The following is a 16,923-nucleotide window of genomic DNA, read 5'->3' as shown; positions in this document are numbered from 1 at the left end:
TTTGACAGTTTAATGTCTGGCGGCCATAGCGGGTTGGTCCCACGCCTTCCCATCCCGAACAGGACCGTGAAACGACCTAGCGCCGATGATAGTATGGATTGCCCATGTGAAAGTAGGACACCGCCAGACTCCCTATAGAAGAACCCGGTTGATTAGTCAGCCGGGTTTCTTACTTTAAGCGCAGAGAAGAGAACAATACCGCAGCAGCCTGATGGCTGCTGTTGCTGTATCTAGGCCAGAGAAGGGAAGGACTGCTGACGCAGTGCTTCGTAGAGGACGATGGCGGCGGCGTTGGAAAGGTTCAGTGAGCGGATGTGCGCTGACTGCGGGATTCGCAGACATTGCTCGGCGCGTGCCTGTGCGAATGCCCGGGGCAATCCGGTGGTTTCGCGACCGAAGAGAAAGTAGATTTGCTGATTGGGGTCGCTGTAGTCGAACTGAGTGTAGTTGCGTGTGCCGTAGGTTTCTATCAGGTAGATCTGTGCGTTAGTCTGAGTTTCGGTTATGCATGATGAATGCTTTAGGTAACTGTATTGATGATGAGTAAACATCTATGTAAAATTATTGCATTATTTTATCGATATGCAGGGGAAAATAGTGACAGAATCAAGTCTTCCGTTAGTTGTGGATTTAGATGGAACATTAATTCTGACTGATTCATTACATGAAACCCTGATCAGTATGCTTAAATTATATCCGTTTAAGCTTTTCAAATTAATAAAAATATATTTCCAAGGTAAGGCAGAATTTAAAAAATTTGTCTATGAACATAGTGATTTTAATGCTGATAAAATACCTTATCGTCATGAATTAGTTAACTACATACAAAAGCAACGACAACAAGGAAGAAAAGTCATACTTGCTACTGCTGCCTATAAAGATATTGCATATAAAGTAGCGGATTTTTTGAATTGTTTTGATGATGTTATTGCTACGGATTCACAAAAAAATTTAAAAGGAATAAACAAATTTAATGCGATAGAACAGAAAATCGGACGAAAATTTATATATGCAGGGGATGATAGTGCTGATTTGCCAATTTGGAAAGAGGCTAGCGGAGCTATTGTTACAGGAAATAAAACTGATAAACTTATAAAAATAATAAAGCAAAGCGGAACGCCGGTATTAAAACAGTTCAGCAATAAAGATGAAAAAATGATGTCATGGCTGAAAGCCATACGTTTACATCAATGTTTAAAAAATCTACTTCTCTTTGTTCCACTCCTTACTTCTTTTCAGTTTTATGATTTTCAAAAATTTTTAATAGTATCTACTGCTTTTATTGCTTTTTCTTTAGGTGCATCAGCAACATATATTTTAAACGATTTATGGGATCTGGAAAATGACCGTCAGCATTTGAATAAAAGACATCGACCGTTTGCTTCCGGAGATTTATCGATTGCTCAGGGTCTCAGGGTAAGTTTATTGCTTTTAATGAGTGCAGGATTAATTTCTATTTTGATATCAAGATATTTTTTTGGTATATTTTTATTATATTTATTAATAACAACATTATATAGTTTAAGGTTAAAACAGATTATATTGTTAGATATAATAGTTTTATCCGTTTTATATACCGTGAGAATATTAGCAGGCGGAGTAGTTGCAAATATTGAATTAAGTTATTCTTTACTGGCATTTTCTGTCTTAATATTCTTAAGTTTGGCTACTGTGAAACGTTGTGCCGAGTTAGTTTCAAAGTCTGATGAAAATAACTCCATTGCCGGTAGGGGGTATATAAAATCCGATTTAGATATTCTCTGGCCATTAGGTATCAGTACATATATTGGTGCCATTATTGTTTTTGGTCTTTATATTAATGCTCCGGAAACCATTGTTTATTATAGAACTCCTGCTTTATTATGGTTGGCACAATTATTGATGGTCTATCTGATTGGTAATTTATGGATGATGACTAAAAGAGGTTTAATGCACGATGACCCGATCGTATTTTTTATTCAAGATAAAAAAAGTCTGATTTTACTGGCTTTAATAATATATATCATATTGTTAGCCAGATATATTTAGTTTTCTGATTTGGAAGAGTTAGAGTGAATTTATTAACATTTATGCTTGCAGTTATCAGCGTTACACTAAATGCTCTGGCACAAATTGCATTACGTAAAACTATGCAGACACTTGGGACGTTTCCCCAAAGTGCTTCTGATTATTTTTACTTTGGATATCAGCTAATATTGAATGCATGGTTTATTACTGGTATGTGCCTTTATGCAATTAGTATTGGCTTATGGATGGCTGTATTGGGTAAAACTGAAGTAAGTCTGGCTTATCCACTTTTATCAATTGGTTATATCATTACTGCTTTTATCGGGTATTTCTTTTTACATGAAAATGTTAATCTACTTCGTATTATAGGTTTGGTTACTATTTGTATAGGAATCATAATTATTTCCAGGAGTGCGTAAATTGCGTCATATTATTACCGGAGGTAGCGGGTTCACTGGACAGATTCTCATAAGAAAATTATTGCAGAATGGTAATGAAGTAGTTAATTTTGACATAAAAAAATATACTGATTGCACTCTGGAAAAACAAAGTCAGTTTGTTTATGGTGATATACGTTCAGTTCAGGATATAAGAAAATTAAATCTTCAACCGGATGATATTGTTTATCATTTGGCTGCACGACAGTTTGCTGATAATGTACCCAGATCAAATCGTCAGGCTTGGTTTTTTGAGGTGAATGTTACTGGTACTCAAAATATTTTGCAGGCAATGTCAGCAGCAGGTACAACCAGAATGGTATTCTTTTCTACTGATATGACCTATGGTATGGTGAATTCATGTCCGGTATCAGAGGATCATCCCCAAAATCCTTTGGGGCCATATGGAAGCAGTAAAGTTGAAGCAGAAAAATTAATTCGAAGTTATGAAAAATTAAATGCTACTATTTTTCGTCCCAGACTGATTACTGGTGCTGGGCGTTTAGGTATATTAGGTAAATTATTCAGGCTGATATCTTTAAATTTACCTGTGCCGATGATAGGAAATGGTACTAATCGTTATCAAATGGTAAGTGTTGATGATTGTGTTACTGCCGCTTTGCAGGCCTGTAAAAATAACTTTCCCAGAGAAAATTTTAATTTGGGTTCATTAAATCCTCCGACAACCAGAGAGCTGTTAGAGGCAATCATCAAACATGCTAATTCAAAATCTTTTTTAATACCGGTTCCTGCAAGATTGATTAAACCGGTACTGTCCGGACTGGATAAAATAGGTATGACACTATTATATCCTGAGCAGTATGCCATTGCTGATCAGAATACTTTGCTTGATATTACAAAAGTTAATCAGTTGCTAGGCTGGTCACCTTCATGTTCAGATATAACTGCTATGTGTGCTGCATATGATAATTATATTAATATAAAGAAAACCCAATAATGAGTAATGAAAACGTAAATGTTAAAGAGGCATTGTTATTTTCAATATTTTATGCAATTTCAATAATTATTATATGTAGTCTGTTTCAGAGTGATTTTTTTTGTATTGATGATGCTTCTTATGAAATGCTTGGTTTTTTCAGACAGATTGGCCATATTTGGTCAGAAGGGAGAATACCTTTTATAGTTGACTCTATGTATATCGGTGGTAATGAGATGATTGATTTAGGTAAAGGTATATTTTTACCTCAGAATATTCTGGTTTCTCTTATTACTTCTCGTTTTCATCATATTCTGTTATCTGGCTGGATACTGGCTTTTATAAATATCGTATTGGTTTCGCTATCTTCTTTGGTTATTGCCAGAGTATTCAGATTACATAAATGTTATGCTTATACACTGGCCGCATTTACAGTTATTCAGCCGGTCTTTCTTTATCAGTATCTGGGTGCCTGGTGGAATGCAGCAAACGGACAGGCTTGGGCAATGGTGTCTATTGCCACATTTTTATTACTTAAAAAAAATTACTCTAAAATCAATATTATTCTAAACTTTATATCAGTTATTTTTTTGCTTTCTTCCGGCTGGCCACATGGAGTAATAGGTTATGCTGTGTTTGTCGGAATAACTCTGGTTTTTGAATTTAAACAATCAGGTAAATTAAATAAAGTTGTTTACTTGAGTATTCCGGCTATTCTGGCACTTATTTTTTCTTTCCCAATTTATTCCGAATATATTTTTTCGCATGATTTAACTAATCGCGTAAGTGGATTTGATAGTTCACTCAGAACTTTTATTCCTTCATGGTCTACTATTATTCTGGGTTTTTTTCCTACTTTTTATGATTATATGACTTATATCAGCTATAGGCTGGTGTTAGTACCTTTGGGTTTTTCTACTTTATTTTTACCTATGGTATTTTTTTACCGAAATATCAAAGAACTTTGGCAACGAGATAATATTCTGAAATGGTTTTCCACATTAATTATAATATTTTTTCTTTTATCACAAATGCCATCCCAGTTTGGCCCTTTGCGCTGGCCATTTCGATTTTTACCCTTTATTTCTTTTTTTATCTGTCTGGCTGTATTCTATATTTTACAGTATGCACATATTATCCAAGGTAAAAAGATAATATTAAATAAAAAAATTTATATTTCTTTATATATTATCTTAGGTGGATTTTTTTTATTTTTACCAGCTTATGCGGGCTTTGATACATTAACATTGATTCTGAGTTTAGTGTTGATGCTGTTTTTACTTGAACATGATTTATTTAATTTTAAAAAAAGTATATTAGTTAATTTTAATAAAAAATATTTTTTAGTTATTCTATTTGTATTTTGTCTGGTGTTTTTTAATTCCTGGAATCTTCATCCGTTTTATATTGTATTGCAAATTTTTTCTGTCTGGCTGCTTATATTGAGCCCGAAAATAATAGAGAGAAAAAGTTCATACGGGATGATAGGCTTAACTTTATTAATTTTATTATTGTTCCTTAACGGATTACCTACATTAGGCGGTTCTTATCAGCGTCAGACTGAATTAGCTGAACGTATTCAGTTACCAGATAATGTTAATTTACAAGGTTATGTTTTGTCTCTTCCATTAAATATTTATTTAAAACAAACCCGGCAATTAAATGATATTGCTTCAGCTCAGTTCGGTTTTTATGATATTAAATCAATAAATGGTTATTCTCCTGTAGGTAGTAAAAGACTCGAGAAAATATTACCGGTTAATCAGTCTGCACATGGTATTTTTACATCTAAACAGGCATTGGAGAATATTTTACAGAGTGCAAAAGGATTCAATGTTTGTCAGGCAGTGTTGATGCGGATTAGCACTATTATCGTTAATAAGGATGATTATGCTGCCTTTAGTCATCAGTTTAAGCAGTGCGGATATAGTGAAGTTCAATCAGCAGATAGCCGTAATGATTTGTATGTATCGTTACCATTTACTCTGACAAAAGGGTGGGAAAATAATTCTCCCTTTGTTTATCCTGATATAGCTGGTGTCAGAATTGTGAAACACGAAAATAATACAGATTGGGTTCAGATTCCAGAGCATAAAGATAATATTACTCTGATATTCCCGCGTTTATGGTGGTATGGTTATTCTGCTAAGATTGATGATCATATATTATCTGTTACTGCAGATAGTTCAGGTTCATTGGTACAGGTTTCCGTACCGTCTGATTTTAATGGAGTGTTACGTCTGAGTTATTTTCCGGTAACTTGGCGATATTTATGGTTTTTACCTATATTGGCAATAATGGGGTTGATAACTTTATTGTTTTTTAATGGTAAAGTTAAAGAAAGATTAAAACTTGAGTTAAAAATATTTTAAATCAGGGTTTAATTAAATAACTTTTCTAAATATAAAAATGCACTTTAAATTTCTAAAAGTGCATTTTTTTTTCTGTCATCAGACGGGTGTTTAGATTTTTTAATGTAAAAGAGACAAAACAGATTAATATTGAAAACTTTTTTGGGCTATATAAATAACTGGTTTTTATTATTCCTATTTTGTTTTAAATATACTTAAAAAATTAATCTTATAAGACAATGTATTAAATTATTTTGTTTTGTCAATAATAATTTTGTTTGTTAAGCTATAGTCTTCTTAATTCATTAAAAATGTAAAGGTATGTTTATGAAAGAGATTCATGAGCTGATTGAAGCTGAGTTAAGTACTTTTGTTCAGCTGCGTCATGATATTCATCAACACCCTGAATTGGCTTTTGCAGAAAATCGAACCAGCGATAAAGTTGCCGGTTTGCTGGAGCAGTGGGGATATAAAGTTGAACGGGGTATTGGTGGTACTGGTCTGGTAGCACAACTTCAAGCCGGAAATGGTGACAGACGTATTGGTATCCGGGCTGATATGGATGCATTGCCGATCACTGAAGAAAGTGGTGTTGCGCATACAAGCCAGCATACAGGCAAAATGCATGCATGTGGCCATGATGGACATACTGTAATGCTACTGGCTGCGGCTAAGGTATTAGCCAGCAGAAAATCGTTTAATGGTACATTAAATCTGATTTTTCAGCCGGCGGAGGAATATGGCAAATCTGGTAGTGGTGCTATGCGGATGATTGCTGATGGTCTGTTTGAAAAATATCCGTGTGATGCCGTATATGGTATGCATAATATGCCGGGTTATCCGCAGGGACAGTTACATTTTTATGATGGCTGGATGATGGCTTCATCTGATGTGGCCACTATTACAATAAAAGGTGTAGGCGGGCATGGCGCGAAACCGCACAATACGCATGATCCGATTGTGGCTGCTTCTTCTATCGTAATGGCTTTACAGACAATTGTGTCACGCAATGTCAGTCCGCTGGATTCGGCTGTGGTTACCGTAGGTATGTTTCATGCCGGTGTGGCAAATAATGTGATTCCGGAGCAAGCTGAGTTAAAACTGACTGTGCGTTGCTTCAAGCCTGAAGTACGTAAGCTGTTACAGCAACGTATTGTGGCAATCGCTCAGGCTCAGGCACAAAGCTTTAATGTTGTGGCTGAAGTGGATTATCAGCATGGATATGCTCCTGTATTTAATACCAGTAAAGAAACTCAGTTTGCGCGCCAGGTTGCACGTGAAGTGGTAGCGGAAGAAAATATTGTCGATCAGACTGAACCAATGGCCGGAAGTGAAGATTTTGCATTTATGCTGGAAAAATGTCCGGGAAGTTATTTGTTTATTGGTAATGGTCTGAAAGAGGTGGATGCTGCTTCGGGTTTTGATTTGCATAATCCTTATTATGATTTCAATGATAAAAATATAGCTATTGGTGCGACATACTGGGTAGCACTGGCTGAGCGCTTTTTAAAATAAATCAGATTTGAATATTTAATAAAATAATTGGAGTAATGATATGAATACAGGACAAGTAGCTATAGAGCATAATAAGCCACCGGCGAAAGCGATTGCGGCGGCGGTGGCAGGGAATGCACTGGAATTTTATGATTTTATTATTTATTCATTTTTTGCAGTGTATATTGCGCAATCATTTTTTCCCTCAACCAATAATGATAAATACACCAGTTTGCTTGCTGCAGTAGCTGTATATGGTGTCGGTTTTTTTACGCGACCGTTGGGTGGTTTACTTATTGGTGCCTATGCAGACAAAAAAGGTCGTCGGGCAGCGATGATGCTGACTGTGGCATTAATCACGCTGGGAACACTGGGACTGGCTGTTACACCCAGCTATGAGGTGATCGGGATTGCAGCTCCTATTATTGTGGTTATTGCACGTATGGTTCAGGGGCTGGCTTTAGGTGGAGAAGTAGGTCCGGCTTCAGCAATGCTGATTGAATCTGCTCCGCCAGATAAACGTGCTTTTTATGCCAGCTGGCAAATGGCCAGTCAGGGAATTGCGGTAGTGGTTGGTGGTTTGGTTGGTTTTACTGTTTCCAGTATTCTGACTCTGGAACAGTTGAATGCATGGGGCTGGCGCATCCCTTTTCTGATAAGTCTGGTATTAATTCCGATTGCTCTGTATATTCGCCGAGCCTTACCGGAAACACTGGAAGAACCGACTCATCACAGTGGTACTCAGATGATAAAAATCATATTTTCCCGTTATAGGAACGAGGTGATACTGGGAGTTATGGTGCTGATGTCGACGGCTATTACCGCTCAGGTAGGTAATTATATGACTACTTTTGCTATCGATACGTTTAAACTTAAGCCAAATATTGCGCAAATCTGCACTACTTCGGGTGGGTTGATGATGTTTGTGTTTTCATTACTGGCAGGTATGCTGGCTGATAAATATGGTCGTAAAAGTATTATATTATGGCCACGGGTGGCTTTAATGTTGCTGATTGTGCCGATGTTTTATCTGTTGGTAAAAACTGAAAGTGTGGCGATGCTGTTGCTGGTAACAATGATGGTAACGTTGTTAACAGGGATGAGCGGCGCCAGTAGTTTAGTGGCTATTCCGGAAATGATACCGTTTAAACTACGCGCAACCGCTGTATCACTAATTTATGCTATTAGTATAACTTTGTTTGGTGGTACGGCACAATTTGTGATTACCTGGCTGATCAGGCATTTTGGTGCAGTATCGCCGGCTTATTATGTAGCAGGTACCAGTTTATTATCTGTAATAGCTATTCTGATGATGCCGGAAACACGTCATATAAATGTAAAAGATTAAATCTATCATAATGATATAAAAATGCCGGCAAACAATGCCGGCGTTTTTTTTATATGCTCATTTAAATGATATTTTTCACTACTTCAACAACCTGTTCGATAGTGAAACCAAATTCCTGAAAGAGTTTCTCAGCTGGTGCGGATTCACCAAAACGATTAATACCAATAATGGCACCATTCGTACCCACGTATTTATACCATGAATCACTGACACCGGCTTCAATGGCAATACGAGGCAGATGAGCAGGTAAGACGCTGTCACGGTAGGCTTGATCCTGCTGATCAAAAATATGGGTATTAGGCATAGATACAACTGTTGTGGCAATACCTTGTTCAGCTAATTTGCTCTGAGCATTGATAGCCAGCTCCACTTCAGATCCTGTGGCAATAAGTACCGCCTGTGCAGCCTTTGTATCGGGTGCTTTCAGTACATAACCGCCACGACGGATATTGGCTAGCTGCTGGTTATCCCGTGGCATAAATGGTAACCCCTGACGGCTGAATATCAGGCAACTGGGGTGATTGGTTGCTGCGGCGGCATCTGCCCACGCTATCAGTGATTCGGCACTGTCACACGGTCGCCATACACTCATGTTCGGAATCAGACGCAGGGTGGCAATTTGTTCAATCGGCTGGTGTGTCGGACCATCTTCTCCCAAGCCGATAGAATCATGTGTGAATACAAATATCGGGTTGATTTTCATTAGTGCAGCCATGCGCAAAGCATTACGGGCGTATTCACTGAACATCAGGAAAGTAGCTCCGAATGGTTTGATACCACCGTGCAGGCTCAAACCATTCATAATGGCTGCCATACCAAATTCTCGTACGCCATAATGGATGTAATTGCCGCCACTGGTGGCTGTCACGGCAGTACTGCCAGACCAGTCGGTCAGGTTTGAGGGGGTAAGATCTGCAGATCCGCCTACAAATTCAGGTAGAATTTGTGCCAGAATTTCGATGCTGTTCTGACTGGCTTTGCGGGTGGCCACTTTTTCAGCTTTGCTGCATACTTCATTTAATGCATTTTGAACGTGTTCTTCAAAATTTTCCGGCAGTTTACCGTCCATGCGGCGGATAAATTCAGCTGCTTCAACAGGGTATTGTTGCTGATACCGATTAAACAGATTTTGCCACTGCTGTTCCAGTTGAGTACCGGCTTTAACTGCACTCCAGTCGTCATAGATTTTCTGCGGAATGGTAAATGGTTCATGTGTCCAGTTCAGAGCAGCGCGGGTAGCGGCAATTTCTTCGGCACCTAATGGTGCGCCATGGGTTTTATGGCTACCTTCTTTGTTAGCGGCACCTTTGCCGATTCTAGTTTTACAGCAGATAATCGATGGTTTCTCGGTTTCGGCTTTTGCTGCGGTAATGGCTGCGCGGATAGCGGTTTCATCATGGCCGTCTACATTGGCAACTGTGTGCCAGCCGTAAGAGGTAAAGCGTTCAGGAATGTTTTCGCTGAACCAATTGTCTACTTTGCCATCAATTGAGATGTTGTTGTCATCATACAGAACAATGAGTTTGCCCAATTTAAGCGTGCCGGCCAGTGAACATACTTCATGGGATATTCCTTCCATCAGACAGCCATCGCCGACAAATACGTAAGTATGGTGATCAACAATATTCAAGCCCGGTTTATTAAATCGGGCAGCCAGAATTTTTTCTGCTAGTGCCATACCAACGGCATTACCAATTCCTTGTCCAAGTGGTCCGGTTGTGGTTTCTACACCATCAGTGTAGCCGTATTCTGGATGTCCCGGGGTTTTGCTGTGCAGCTGGCGAAAATTTTTCAGATCTTCAATACTGAGATTGTAACCGCTCAGATGCAGCAGACTATACAGCAGCATGGACGCGTGTCCGTTCGAAAGGATGAAACGGTCGCGGTTGTAAAACTTGGGGTTAGCTGGGTTGTGTTGCAGGAATTCGCGCCACACTACAGTAGCCATTTCGGCCATACCCATTGGTGCGCCCGGATGCCCTGAGTTAGCCTGTTCAATTGCGTCCATTGCCAGGAAGCGAATAGCATTAGCGAGATGTGAAGCCATGAAGTTGCCTTTTGATGAGGGGATTGCTGGTTGCAATAGCGATGTGAGTTAATGGACTGTACTCCGCCGCAAGAGACAAAGGTATCCAGTGCGAATTATCCTGAATCTGCACAAACCTTTCAAGGAAAGACTGTTTTTTGTCTGATTCTGATGGTTTGAAACGGTTGATTAATTAAGCTGAGGTATATGCTGGAAATGATTAAAAATATCGTATTTTCAGTAAATAAAATAATGATTGCATAAATTAATCTTATATTTTATGCTATTGTCAATTCATAGGTATGATTTGATCAGGTAACTTTATCAATCAAAGGAGAATACAGAGTGCAAAAGATTGGTATGATTTTGGTACTGTTGTTTGCTATGGCTTCGGTGTGGGCTGCTGTTAATATTAATACTGCTTCTTCACAGCAGTTGCAATCATTACCGCATATTGGTGCAGTTAAAGCACAGGCAATAATTGATTATCGCAATGCACACGGTCCTTTTCGTTCTACAAAAGACATTATGCGTGTTAAAGGTATTGGTAAAGCGACTTATGAGAAATTGCAAAATGATATTAGTGTCAGCGGTGTAACGGTTAGTTCAAATATACCGGATGCAAAATACCGTCGAGCCGTACCCGCTACTGCTGTATCCAGATAATATTAGTTAAGGTTACATATAATTAATCACTGAATATATTGGCTTTAATATGATGATAAAAATTTTCGGCCTGCGGTGACAGTTTGCGTTCTTTATGCTTGATCAGATAAATGGAACGTTCCAGATTCATGTCTCTGACCTCTCTGACTACAAGATTTTTATGTTCAAATTGAAATAATGTTAATCTTGGTACTATGCCAATGCCGTAATTAGCCGCTACCAGTCCCATCATGGTGGTGAGCTGGCTAACTTCAACTACATAATTCATTCCAAACAAATCTACAATTTTATCAACGTAATGGCGGATGCTGGTACCTTTAGTAAATCCGATCATGCCATATTCAAGTAAATCTTTTAATTCAATATCTGCTTTGCTGGCCAGTGGGTGATTGATATGACATATGAGATGGAACTTATCTGAAAAAAGAAACTCGGCAGAAATTTCAGTCAGAGAGGGGGATTTTGCGGTTAATGCCAGTTCTGCATGTCCTTGTAATAGTGCTTGCAGACACAGATCCCATTGAGTATCGAGTAATTCAACTTTGACATTGGCATGTTTATGATGAAAAGTAGCCAGCAGCTGTGAAACCCATTGCACGACGATAGACGGCATAACTGCCAGTACCAGTTTTTCTTTATGATTATTGGCATGTGAGCGGATTTCTTTGGTAGTTCGCTCATAGGCAAACATGAGTTCACGTGCCAGTTTGATGAAGTGGATTCCGTCTTCATTAAGCTGAACTTTACGGGTATCTCTGTCAAACAGGCGATAGCCGATTTCCTGTTCCAAATTGGCAATCAGACTACTAAATGCAGGCTGAGACAAATGGATCTTCTGAGCTGCACGGGTGAAGTTATCTTCTTCTACCAGCGCCAGAAAGGCTTTTATCTGCTTGATTGATATATTCATATAGCATTATTTGCCGTATTTAAATCCATATTGCTATCTACAATAGCATATTTAGCGTTAATACATATTGAGTTTTATCAAATTTTTCATATGCTGCCGGATTTATCGAATTTGTTTATTAATCGATTTTTATTATCGATTAGACAGGGTGTGTCGTTATGGTGAGAATGCAAAGGCTTTCTTAAATATTTATTCATTTATTCTTTTTTAATAATAACCCAAAAAGGGGATTCTTATGCTGGCTTTAGTAGGCATATTAACTATTGCAACTTTGCTATTTTGCATTATGAGCAAGCGGTTATCGCCGATAGTCGCTTTGATTATTATTCCTATTCTAGGGGCTGTAATCGCACTATATATCGTACCGTTGTTTCAGGGTAGTCTGGATGTAGTACCTCATTACACCGTTATACCAAAAATGGTGGTGACAGGAATATCCAAACTGGCACCTATGGCAGCGATGTTTGTGTTTGCCATTATTTTCTTCGGTGTGGTAAGTGATGCCGGGATGTTTGATCCGATTATTGCCAAGATTCTGAAGGTGGTAGGTACTAATCCCAAGAGAATTATTATTGGTACTGGTGTTCTGGCACTGATTGCGCATCTGGATGGTAACGGAGCAGTGACATTTCTGATTACAGTACCGGCCATGCTGCCTTTATATAACAAACTTGGTATTGATAAGCGAATTCTTGCCGGGATTACAGCACTGAGTGCCGGTGTAAATTTCCTGCCATGGACCGGACCGATGATTCGTGCTTCCGCAGCACTGGAGGTATCTACACATGATCTGTTTACGCCACTGATTCCGGCGCAGATTTGCGGGCTGGCGTTTATGGTGTTTATGGGCTGGTACTGGGGACGCAAAGAAGAAAAACGCTTAGGTCTGGCCGGAGCTGGTGCTGGTGCGGTAATCGGTGGTGAAAATGAAGAAACAGCAACACATTTTGCGCCAAAAGAATTAACCGAAGAAGAGCAAAAGCTGCGTCGTCCACATTTATTCTGGGCGAATATTACTCTGGTGATTCTGGTAATTACGGGTATGGTAGCCACAAAAATATCACCAGTGGTTATTTTTATGGTGGCCTGCTGTATTGCGCTGACATTAAATTACCGCAAGCCTGCTGAACAATCTGCACGGATTAATGCTCATGCTAAGGGCGCGCTGATGATGGCATCTATTTTGTTTGCTGCCGGTGTGTTCACAGGCATTATGGGTGAATCCGGTATGCTCAAAGCTATGGCAAATTCAGCCGGTCATTTTGTACCTGACAGTTTGTCTTCTCATATTCCGTTTATTGTCAGTCTGGTAGCAATGCCGCTGAGTCTGGTGTTTGACCCTGACTCCTATTATTTCGGCATTATGCCGGTGGTGGCCAATATTGGTGGTTTCCCGCCTATTCAGGTGGCTCAGGCTTCTTTACTTGGACAGATGACTACTGGTTTCCCGGTTAGTCCGCTGACTCCGGCTACCTTCCTGTTGTGCAGTCTGTCCGGCGTTGATTTGGCTGACCATCAGAAATTCTCTATTCCGATACTTTGGCTGGCTTCTATCGTGATGGCTGTAGGCGCGATGTTATTCGGAGTATTCCCGATATAAACAGGTTGTTTTTAAGTTGTTGAATGTAAAAAGGGTATGACATATGAAAAAAATCAGAATTGGTTGTGGTGCCGGATATGGTGGTGACCGGATTGAGCCGGCTGTAGAGCTGGCGGAAAAAGGGGATATTCAGTATCTGGTATTTGAATGTCTGGCTGAACGCACGATTGCTATCGGTCAGCGCCAGAAAAAGCATAATCCGGAAACCGGTTTTAATGAATTACTGGCAGCGCGTATGCAGGCAGTATTACCGGCCTGTCTGGAAAAGGGAATCAAGATTGTTACTAATATGGGTTCTGCCAATCCGCGTGCAGCAGCCAAAGTAACTGCCGAAATCGCACGTTCTCTGGGCGCAAAAAATCTGAAAATTGCCATTATTGAAGGCGATGATGTTTACGAACAGGTTATGCAGCAGGATCTGCCACTGGATGAGCTGCAAAAACCGGTTTCACAATGCGGTAAGAAAATTGTTTCAGCCAATGCTTATATCGGCGCTGAACCAATGGTACAGGCGCTGGACAATGGTGCTGATATTGTTATTGCCGGCCGTGTTTCTGACCCGTCTCTGTTCCTGTCAATCATGATGCATGAGTTTAAATGGGATGCAGAAGATTGGGAACATCTGGGTAAGGGCACTATTCTGGGACACTTGCTTGAATGTGCCGGCCAGATCACTGGTGGTTATTTTGCTGATCCGGGTTACCGCGATGTACCTGATCTGGCACGTCTGGGCTTTCCGATTGCCGAAATCAGTGCCGATGGTGATGCAGTAATTACTAAAGTTGAAAGCTCTGGCGGCATGGTTACTCCTGATACCTGTAAGGAACAGATGCTGTATGAAATTCATCGCCCGGATGAATATAAAACACCGGATGTCACCGCAGATTTCACGCAGGTAACCTTTACACAAGTAGGTAAAGACCGTGTTGCAGTTACTGGTGGTACAGGTCGTGCCCGTCCTGAGACGCTGAAGGTCTCTGTAGGTTATGAAGATGGTTTTATTGGTGAAGGTGAGATGAGCTATGCCGGTCCGGGAGCGGTAGAGCGCGGTCGTCTGGCACTGGCCATCGTAAAAGAGCGGTTTGAAATCGCACATGCAGAACCACAAGAGGTGCGTTTTGATCTGATTGGTATCGATTCACTGCACGGTGCAACTTTGTCACAGAGCAGCCAGCCGTATGAAGTTCGTGTGCGTGTAGCCGGACGTTTCGCAACTAAAGCTGCGGCAGCAGTTGTGGGTAATGAAGTTGAAGCTTTATATACCAATGGTCCGGCCGGCGGTGGCGGTGCTATGAAATCTGTAAAAGAAATTGTGGCTATGGATTCAACATTTATTCCCCGTAATCTGGTGACAACCAGTATTGACTATCTGGAGGTTTGATAATGAAGTTACGTGAAATTGCACACTCTCGTACTGGTGATAAAGGTAATACTTCAAATATTTCGGTAATTGCTTATCGGCCTGAAGATTATGAACGTATTAAAGCAGCAGTGACTGCAGAAAAGGTTAAAGCGTTTTTTGCAGACATCGTGACTGGTGATGTTGTGCGCTATGAATTACCGAATATCGGTGCACTGAATTTTGTTATGTATGGTGCTTTGGGTGGTGGTGTTACCCGTACGCTGGCACATGATATGCATGGTAAAGGTTTGAGTGCAGCAATTCTGGATATGGATATTGAGTAATTAATCACTTGCCGGCGGTGCTTTTCAGGGTATCGCCGGCAAATCAAATATTGTCATAGATCTATAACAAAATCAGTTGTTATGTATTTGTCCGGTCTTTGGTTTATCTCAGGTTAGAAGAGTATGAAAACAAAACAGCTCAGTTTAGCGGATGTAAAAAATCATCTGTGGGATGGAATGACCATTATGTTTGGCGGTTTTATGGGAATCGGTACGCCCGCCAGACTGGTACAGGCTATTCTGGATTCAGGGGTTAAGGATTTAACTATTATTGGAAATGATACTGCGTTTGTAGAAACCGGTGTCGGCCCGCTGATTACGAATAATCGTGTCAAAAAAGTTATTACTTCGCATATCGGTACTAATCCGGAAACCGGTAAGAAAATGATTGCCGGTGAGATTGAAGTTGAACTGGTACCGCAGGGTACGCTGGCAGAGCGGATTCGTGCTGCCGGCGCAGGTTTGGGTGGTGTGCTGACACCTACCGGATTGGGAACAATTGTCGAAGAAGGCAAACAGAAAATCGCGGTAAACGGACAGGAATACCTGCTTGAATTGCCTTTACAGGCTGATCTGGCCATTGTGGAAGCAAAAACGGCAGATAAGCTGGGTAATCTGGTGTATGAACTGTCTGCTCAGAATTTTAATCCGCTGGTTGCTCTGGCTGCGAAAAAGGTAATTGTTGAAGCAGGCAATGTGGTTGAAGTGGGTGAAATTTCACCTGATGCGGCGACTACACCGGCAGCGCTGGTTGATTATATTGTTTATCCGGAATAAAGGAAGAGTCACCATGAATGCAAAAGAATTAATTGCACGCAGAATTGCATTGGAATTCAATGATGGGGATGTGGTGAATCTGGGTATTGGTCTGCCAACTCAGGTAGCCAATTATGTATCGGAAGATATTCATATTACTTTGCAGTCTGAAAACGGTTTTCTCGGTCTGGCTGCACTGGACCCTGAAAAAGCCAATCCTAATCTGGTGAATGCAGGTGGTCAGCCATGTGGTATCGCTGCCGGCGGTTGTACTTTTGACAGTGCATTTTCATTTGCACTGATTCGCGGCGGCCATGTTGATGCTTGTGTGTTGGGTGGTCTGGAAGTCGATCAGCAGGCAAATCTGGCAAACTGGATGGTGCCGGGCAAAATGGTACCGGGCATGGGTGGTGCAATGGATCTGGTAACCGGTTCGCGCCGGGTTATTATTGGTATGGAGCATTGTACTAAAAATGGTGAATCCAAGATTCTGAAAGAATGTACTTTGCCGCTAACAGCAAAAAACAAAGTTAATCTGATTGTTACTGAATTGGCTGTGTTTGGCTTTAAAGACGGACAACTGGTTTTACTGGAACATGCACCAGGCGTTGATCTGGAAACAATTAAGGCTAAAACTCAGGCTGAATTTACTGTGGCTGAAGATTTCCGTGAAATGGCAATCAGCCAGCGTGGTTTATAGGCTGG

At 40.3% G+C, this 16,923-nt stretch carries 15 protein-coding genes and 1 rRNA gene; 13 read left to right on the top strand and 3 right to left on the bottom strand.

All coding sequences use genetic code 11. From position 1 onward, the window contains the following. Nucleotides 1-15: 15 nt before the first annotated feature. A 5S ribosomal RNA gene (gene rrf, locus H3U73_RS07570) occupies nt 16-129 on the top strand. Nucleotides 130-230: 101 nt separating this feature from the next. Here the strand turns inward: rrf and H3U73_RS07565 are convergent. Beyond that, nucleotides 231-551, bottom strand: a complete 321-nt coding sequence (locus H3U73_RS07565; RefSeq protein ID WP_084550695.1) for a tRNA (cytidine(34)-2'-O)-methyltransferase — start codon at nt 549-551, stop codon at nt 231-233. A 46-nt stretch (nt 552-597) separates the two neighbouring features. On the opposite strand from H3U73_RS07565, the gene H3U73_RS07560 reads away from it, so the two are divergent. The 6 genes from H3U73_RS07560 to H3U73_RS07535 all read left to right on the top strand — a co-directional run bounded on the left by H3U73_RS07560 (nt 598) and on the right by H3U73_RS07535 (nt 8,574). Next, nucleotides 598-2,028, top strand: a complete 1,431-nt coding sequence (locus tag H3U73_RS07560) for a UbiA family prenyltransferase (protein ID WP_198190299.1) — start codon at nt 598-600, stop codon at nt 2,026-2,028. Between the two features lie 23 nt (nt 2,029-2,051). Next, on the top strand, nt 2,052-2,426 hold the full coding sequence (locus H3U73_RS10750; RefSeq protein WP_144340629.1) for an EamA family transporter: 375 nt from the start codon (nt 2,052-2,054) through the stop codon (nt 2,424-2,426). Between the two features lies 1 nt (nt 2,427). After that, the gene (locus H3U73_RS07550) at nt 2,428-3,402 is read left to right on the top strand and encodes an NAD(P)-dependent oxidoreductase (protein ID WP_084550705.1); all 975 of its coding nucleotides are present in this window, start codon (nt 2,428-2,430) and stop codon (nt 3,400-3,402) included. A gap of 485 nt (nt 3,403-3,887) precedes the next feature. After that, the gene (locus H3U73_RS07545) at nt 3,888-5,753 is read left to right on the top strand and encodes a hypothetical protein (RefSeq protein ID WP_198190298.1); all 1,866 of its coding nucleotides are present in this window, start codon (nt 3,888-3,890) and stop codon (nt 5,751-5,753) included. Nucleotides 5,754-6,059: 306 nt separating this feature from the next. Next, entirely contained in the window at nt 6,060-7,247 is a 1,188-nt protein-coding gene (locus tag H3U73_RS07540; protein WP_025329967.1) for a M20 aminoacylase family protein, read from the top strand. Between the two features lie 40 nt (nt 7,248-7,287). Then, nucleotides 7,288-8,574, top strand: coding sequence for an MFS transporter (locus H3U73_RS07535; RefSeq protein ID WP_084550713.1), 1,287 nt, complete (start codon nt 7,288-7,290; stop codon nt 8,572-8,574). Between the two features lie 61 nt (nt 8,575-8,635). Here H3U73_RS07535 and tkt read toward each other — a convergent pair whose 3' ends face one another. After that, complete coding sequence (tkt, locus tag H3U73_RS07530) at nt 8,636-10,621, bottom strand: transketolase (protein WP_084550716.1); 1,986 nt, start codon at nt 10,619-10,621, stop codon at nt 8,636-8,638. 324 nt (nt 10,622-10,945) lie between these two features. Between tkt and H3U73_RS07525 the strand changes: the two genes are divergently transcribed. Continuing rightward, entirely contained in the window at nt 10,946-11,266 is a 321-nt protein-coding gene (locus H3U73_RS07525; protein WP_244895671.1) for a ComEA family DNA-binding protein, read from the top strand. A gap of 22 nt (nt 11,267-11,288) precedes the next feature. Here H3U73_RS07525 and H3U73_RS07520 read toward each other — a convergent pair whose 3' ends face one another. Further along, nucleotides 11,289-12,176, bottom strand: a complete 888-nt coding sequence (locus tag H3U73_RS07520; RefSeq protein ID WP_084550722.1) for a LysR family transcriptional regulator — start codon at nt 12,174-12,176, stop codon at nt 11,289-11,291. A 235-nt stretch (nt 12,177-12,411) separates the two neighbouring features. Here H3U73_RS07520 and H3U73_RS07515 point away from each other — a divergent pair, with 235 nt between their 5' ends. The 5 genes from H3U73_RS07515 to H3U73_RS07495 all read left to right on the top strand — a co-directional run bounded on the left by H3U73_RS07515 (nt 12,412) and on the right by H3U73_RS07495 (nt 16,918). Continuing rightward, nucleotides 12,412-13,776: a CitMHS family transporter gene (locus tag H3U73_RS07515; RefSeq protein WP_025329972.1), complete on the top strand. Its 1,365-nt coding sequence runs from the start codon at nt 12,412-12,414 to the stop codon at nt 13,774-13,776. Between the two features lie 43 nt (nt 13,777-13,819). Beyond that, nucleotides 13,820-15,157 (top strand): acyclic terpene utilization AtuA family protein, encoded by a 1,338-nt coding sequence (locus tag H3U73_RS07510; protein WP_084550725.1) that lies wholly within the window; start codon nt 13,820-13,822, stop codon nt 15,155-15,157. Between the two features lie 2 nt (nt 15,158-15,159). Beyond that, nucleotides 15,160-15,462 carry a hypothetical protein gene (locus tag H3U73_RS07505; protein ID WP_025329974.1) on the top strand — a complete coding sequence of 101 codons (303 nt, stop codon included), beginning with the start codon at nt 15,160-15,162 and terminating at the stop codon, nt 15,460-15,462. Between the two features lie 123 nt (nt 15,463-15,585). Beyond that, nucleotides 15,586-16,239, top strand: coding sequence for an acetate CoA-transferase subunit alpha (gene atoD / locus H3U73_RS07500; RefSeq protein ID WP_025329975.1), 654 nt, complete (start codon nt 15,586-15,588; stop codon nt 16,237-16,239). Between the two features lie 13 nt (nt 16,240-16,252). After that, entirely contained in the window at nt 16,253-16,918 is a 666-nt protein-coding gene (locus tag H3U73_RS07495) for a 3-oxoacid CoA-transferase subunit B (protein WP_025329976.1), read from the top strand. Nucleotides 16,919-16,923: the final 5 nt, after the last annotated feature.

Origin of the sequence: Snodgrassella sp. W8124, assembly GCF_016100875.1 — a bacterium.
Taxonomy (GTDB): Bacteria; Pseudomonadota; Gammaproteobacteria; order Burkholderiales; family Neisseriaceae; genus Snodgrassella; species Snodgrassella alvi.
The sequence above is the reverse complement of the archived record's forward strand: the minus strand, read 5'-3'. Positions and strand labels throughout refer to the sequence as shown.

Bases quoted from the DNA above. Each gene is read 5' to 3' on its own strand.
- H3U73_RS07545 (WP_198190298.1), top strand. From the start codon at position 3,888: ATGGTGTCTATTGCCACATTTTTATTACTTAAAAAAAATTACTCTAAA.
- H3U73_RS07540 (WP_025329967.1), top strand. From the start codon at position 6,060: ATGAAAGAGATTCATGAGCTGATTGAAGCTGAGTTAAGTACTTTTGTT.
- H3U73_RS07505 (WP_025329974.1), top strand. From the start codon at position 15,160: ATGAAGTTACGTGAAATTGCACACTCTCGTACTGGTGATAAAGGTAAT.
- tkt (WP_084550716.1), bottom strand. From the start codon at position 10,621: ATGGCTTCACATCTCGCTAATGCTATTCGCTTCCTGGCAATGGACGCA.
- H3U73_RS07515 (WP_025329972.1), top strand. From the start codon at position 12,412: ATGCTGGCTTTAGTAGGCATATTAACTATTGCAACTTTGCTATTTTGC.
- H3U73_RS07495 (WP_025329976.1), top strand. From the start codon at position 16,253: ATGAATGCAAAAGAATTAATTGCACGCAGAATTGCATTGGAATTCAAT.
- H3U73_RS07565 (WP_084550695.1), bottom strand. From the start codon at position 551: ATGTTTACTCATCATCAATACAGTTACCTAAAGCATTCATCATGCATA.
- atoD (WP_025329975.1), top strand. From the start codon at position 15,586: ATGAAAACAAAACAGCTCAGTTTAGCGGATGTAAAAAATCATCTGTGG.
- H3U73_RS07535 (WP_084550713.1), top strand. From the start codon at position 7,288: ATGAATACAGGACAAGTAGCTATAGAGCATAATAAGCCACCGGCGAAA.
- H3U73_RS07510 (WP_084550725.1), top strand. From the start codon at position 13,820: ATGAAAAAAATCAGAATTGGTTGTGGTGCCGGATATGGTGGTGACCGG.
- H3U73_RS07520 (WP_084550722.1), bottom strand. From the start codon at position 12,176: ATGAATATATCAATCAAGCAGATAAAAGCCTTTCTGGCGCTGGTAGAA.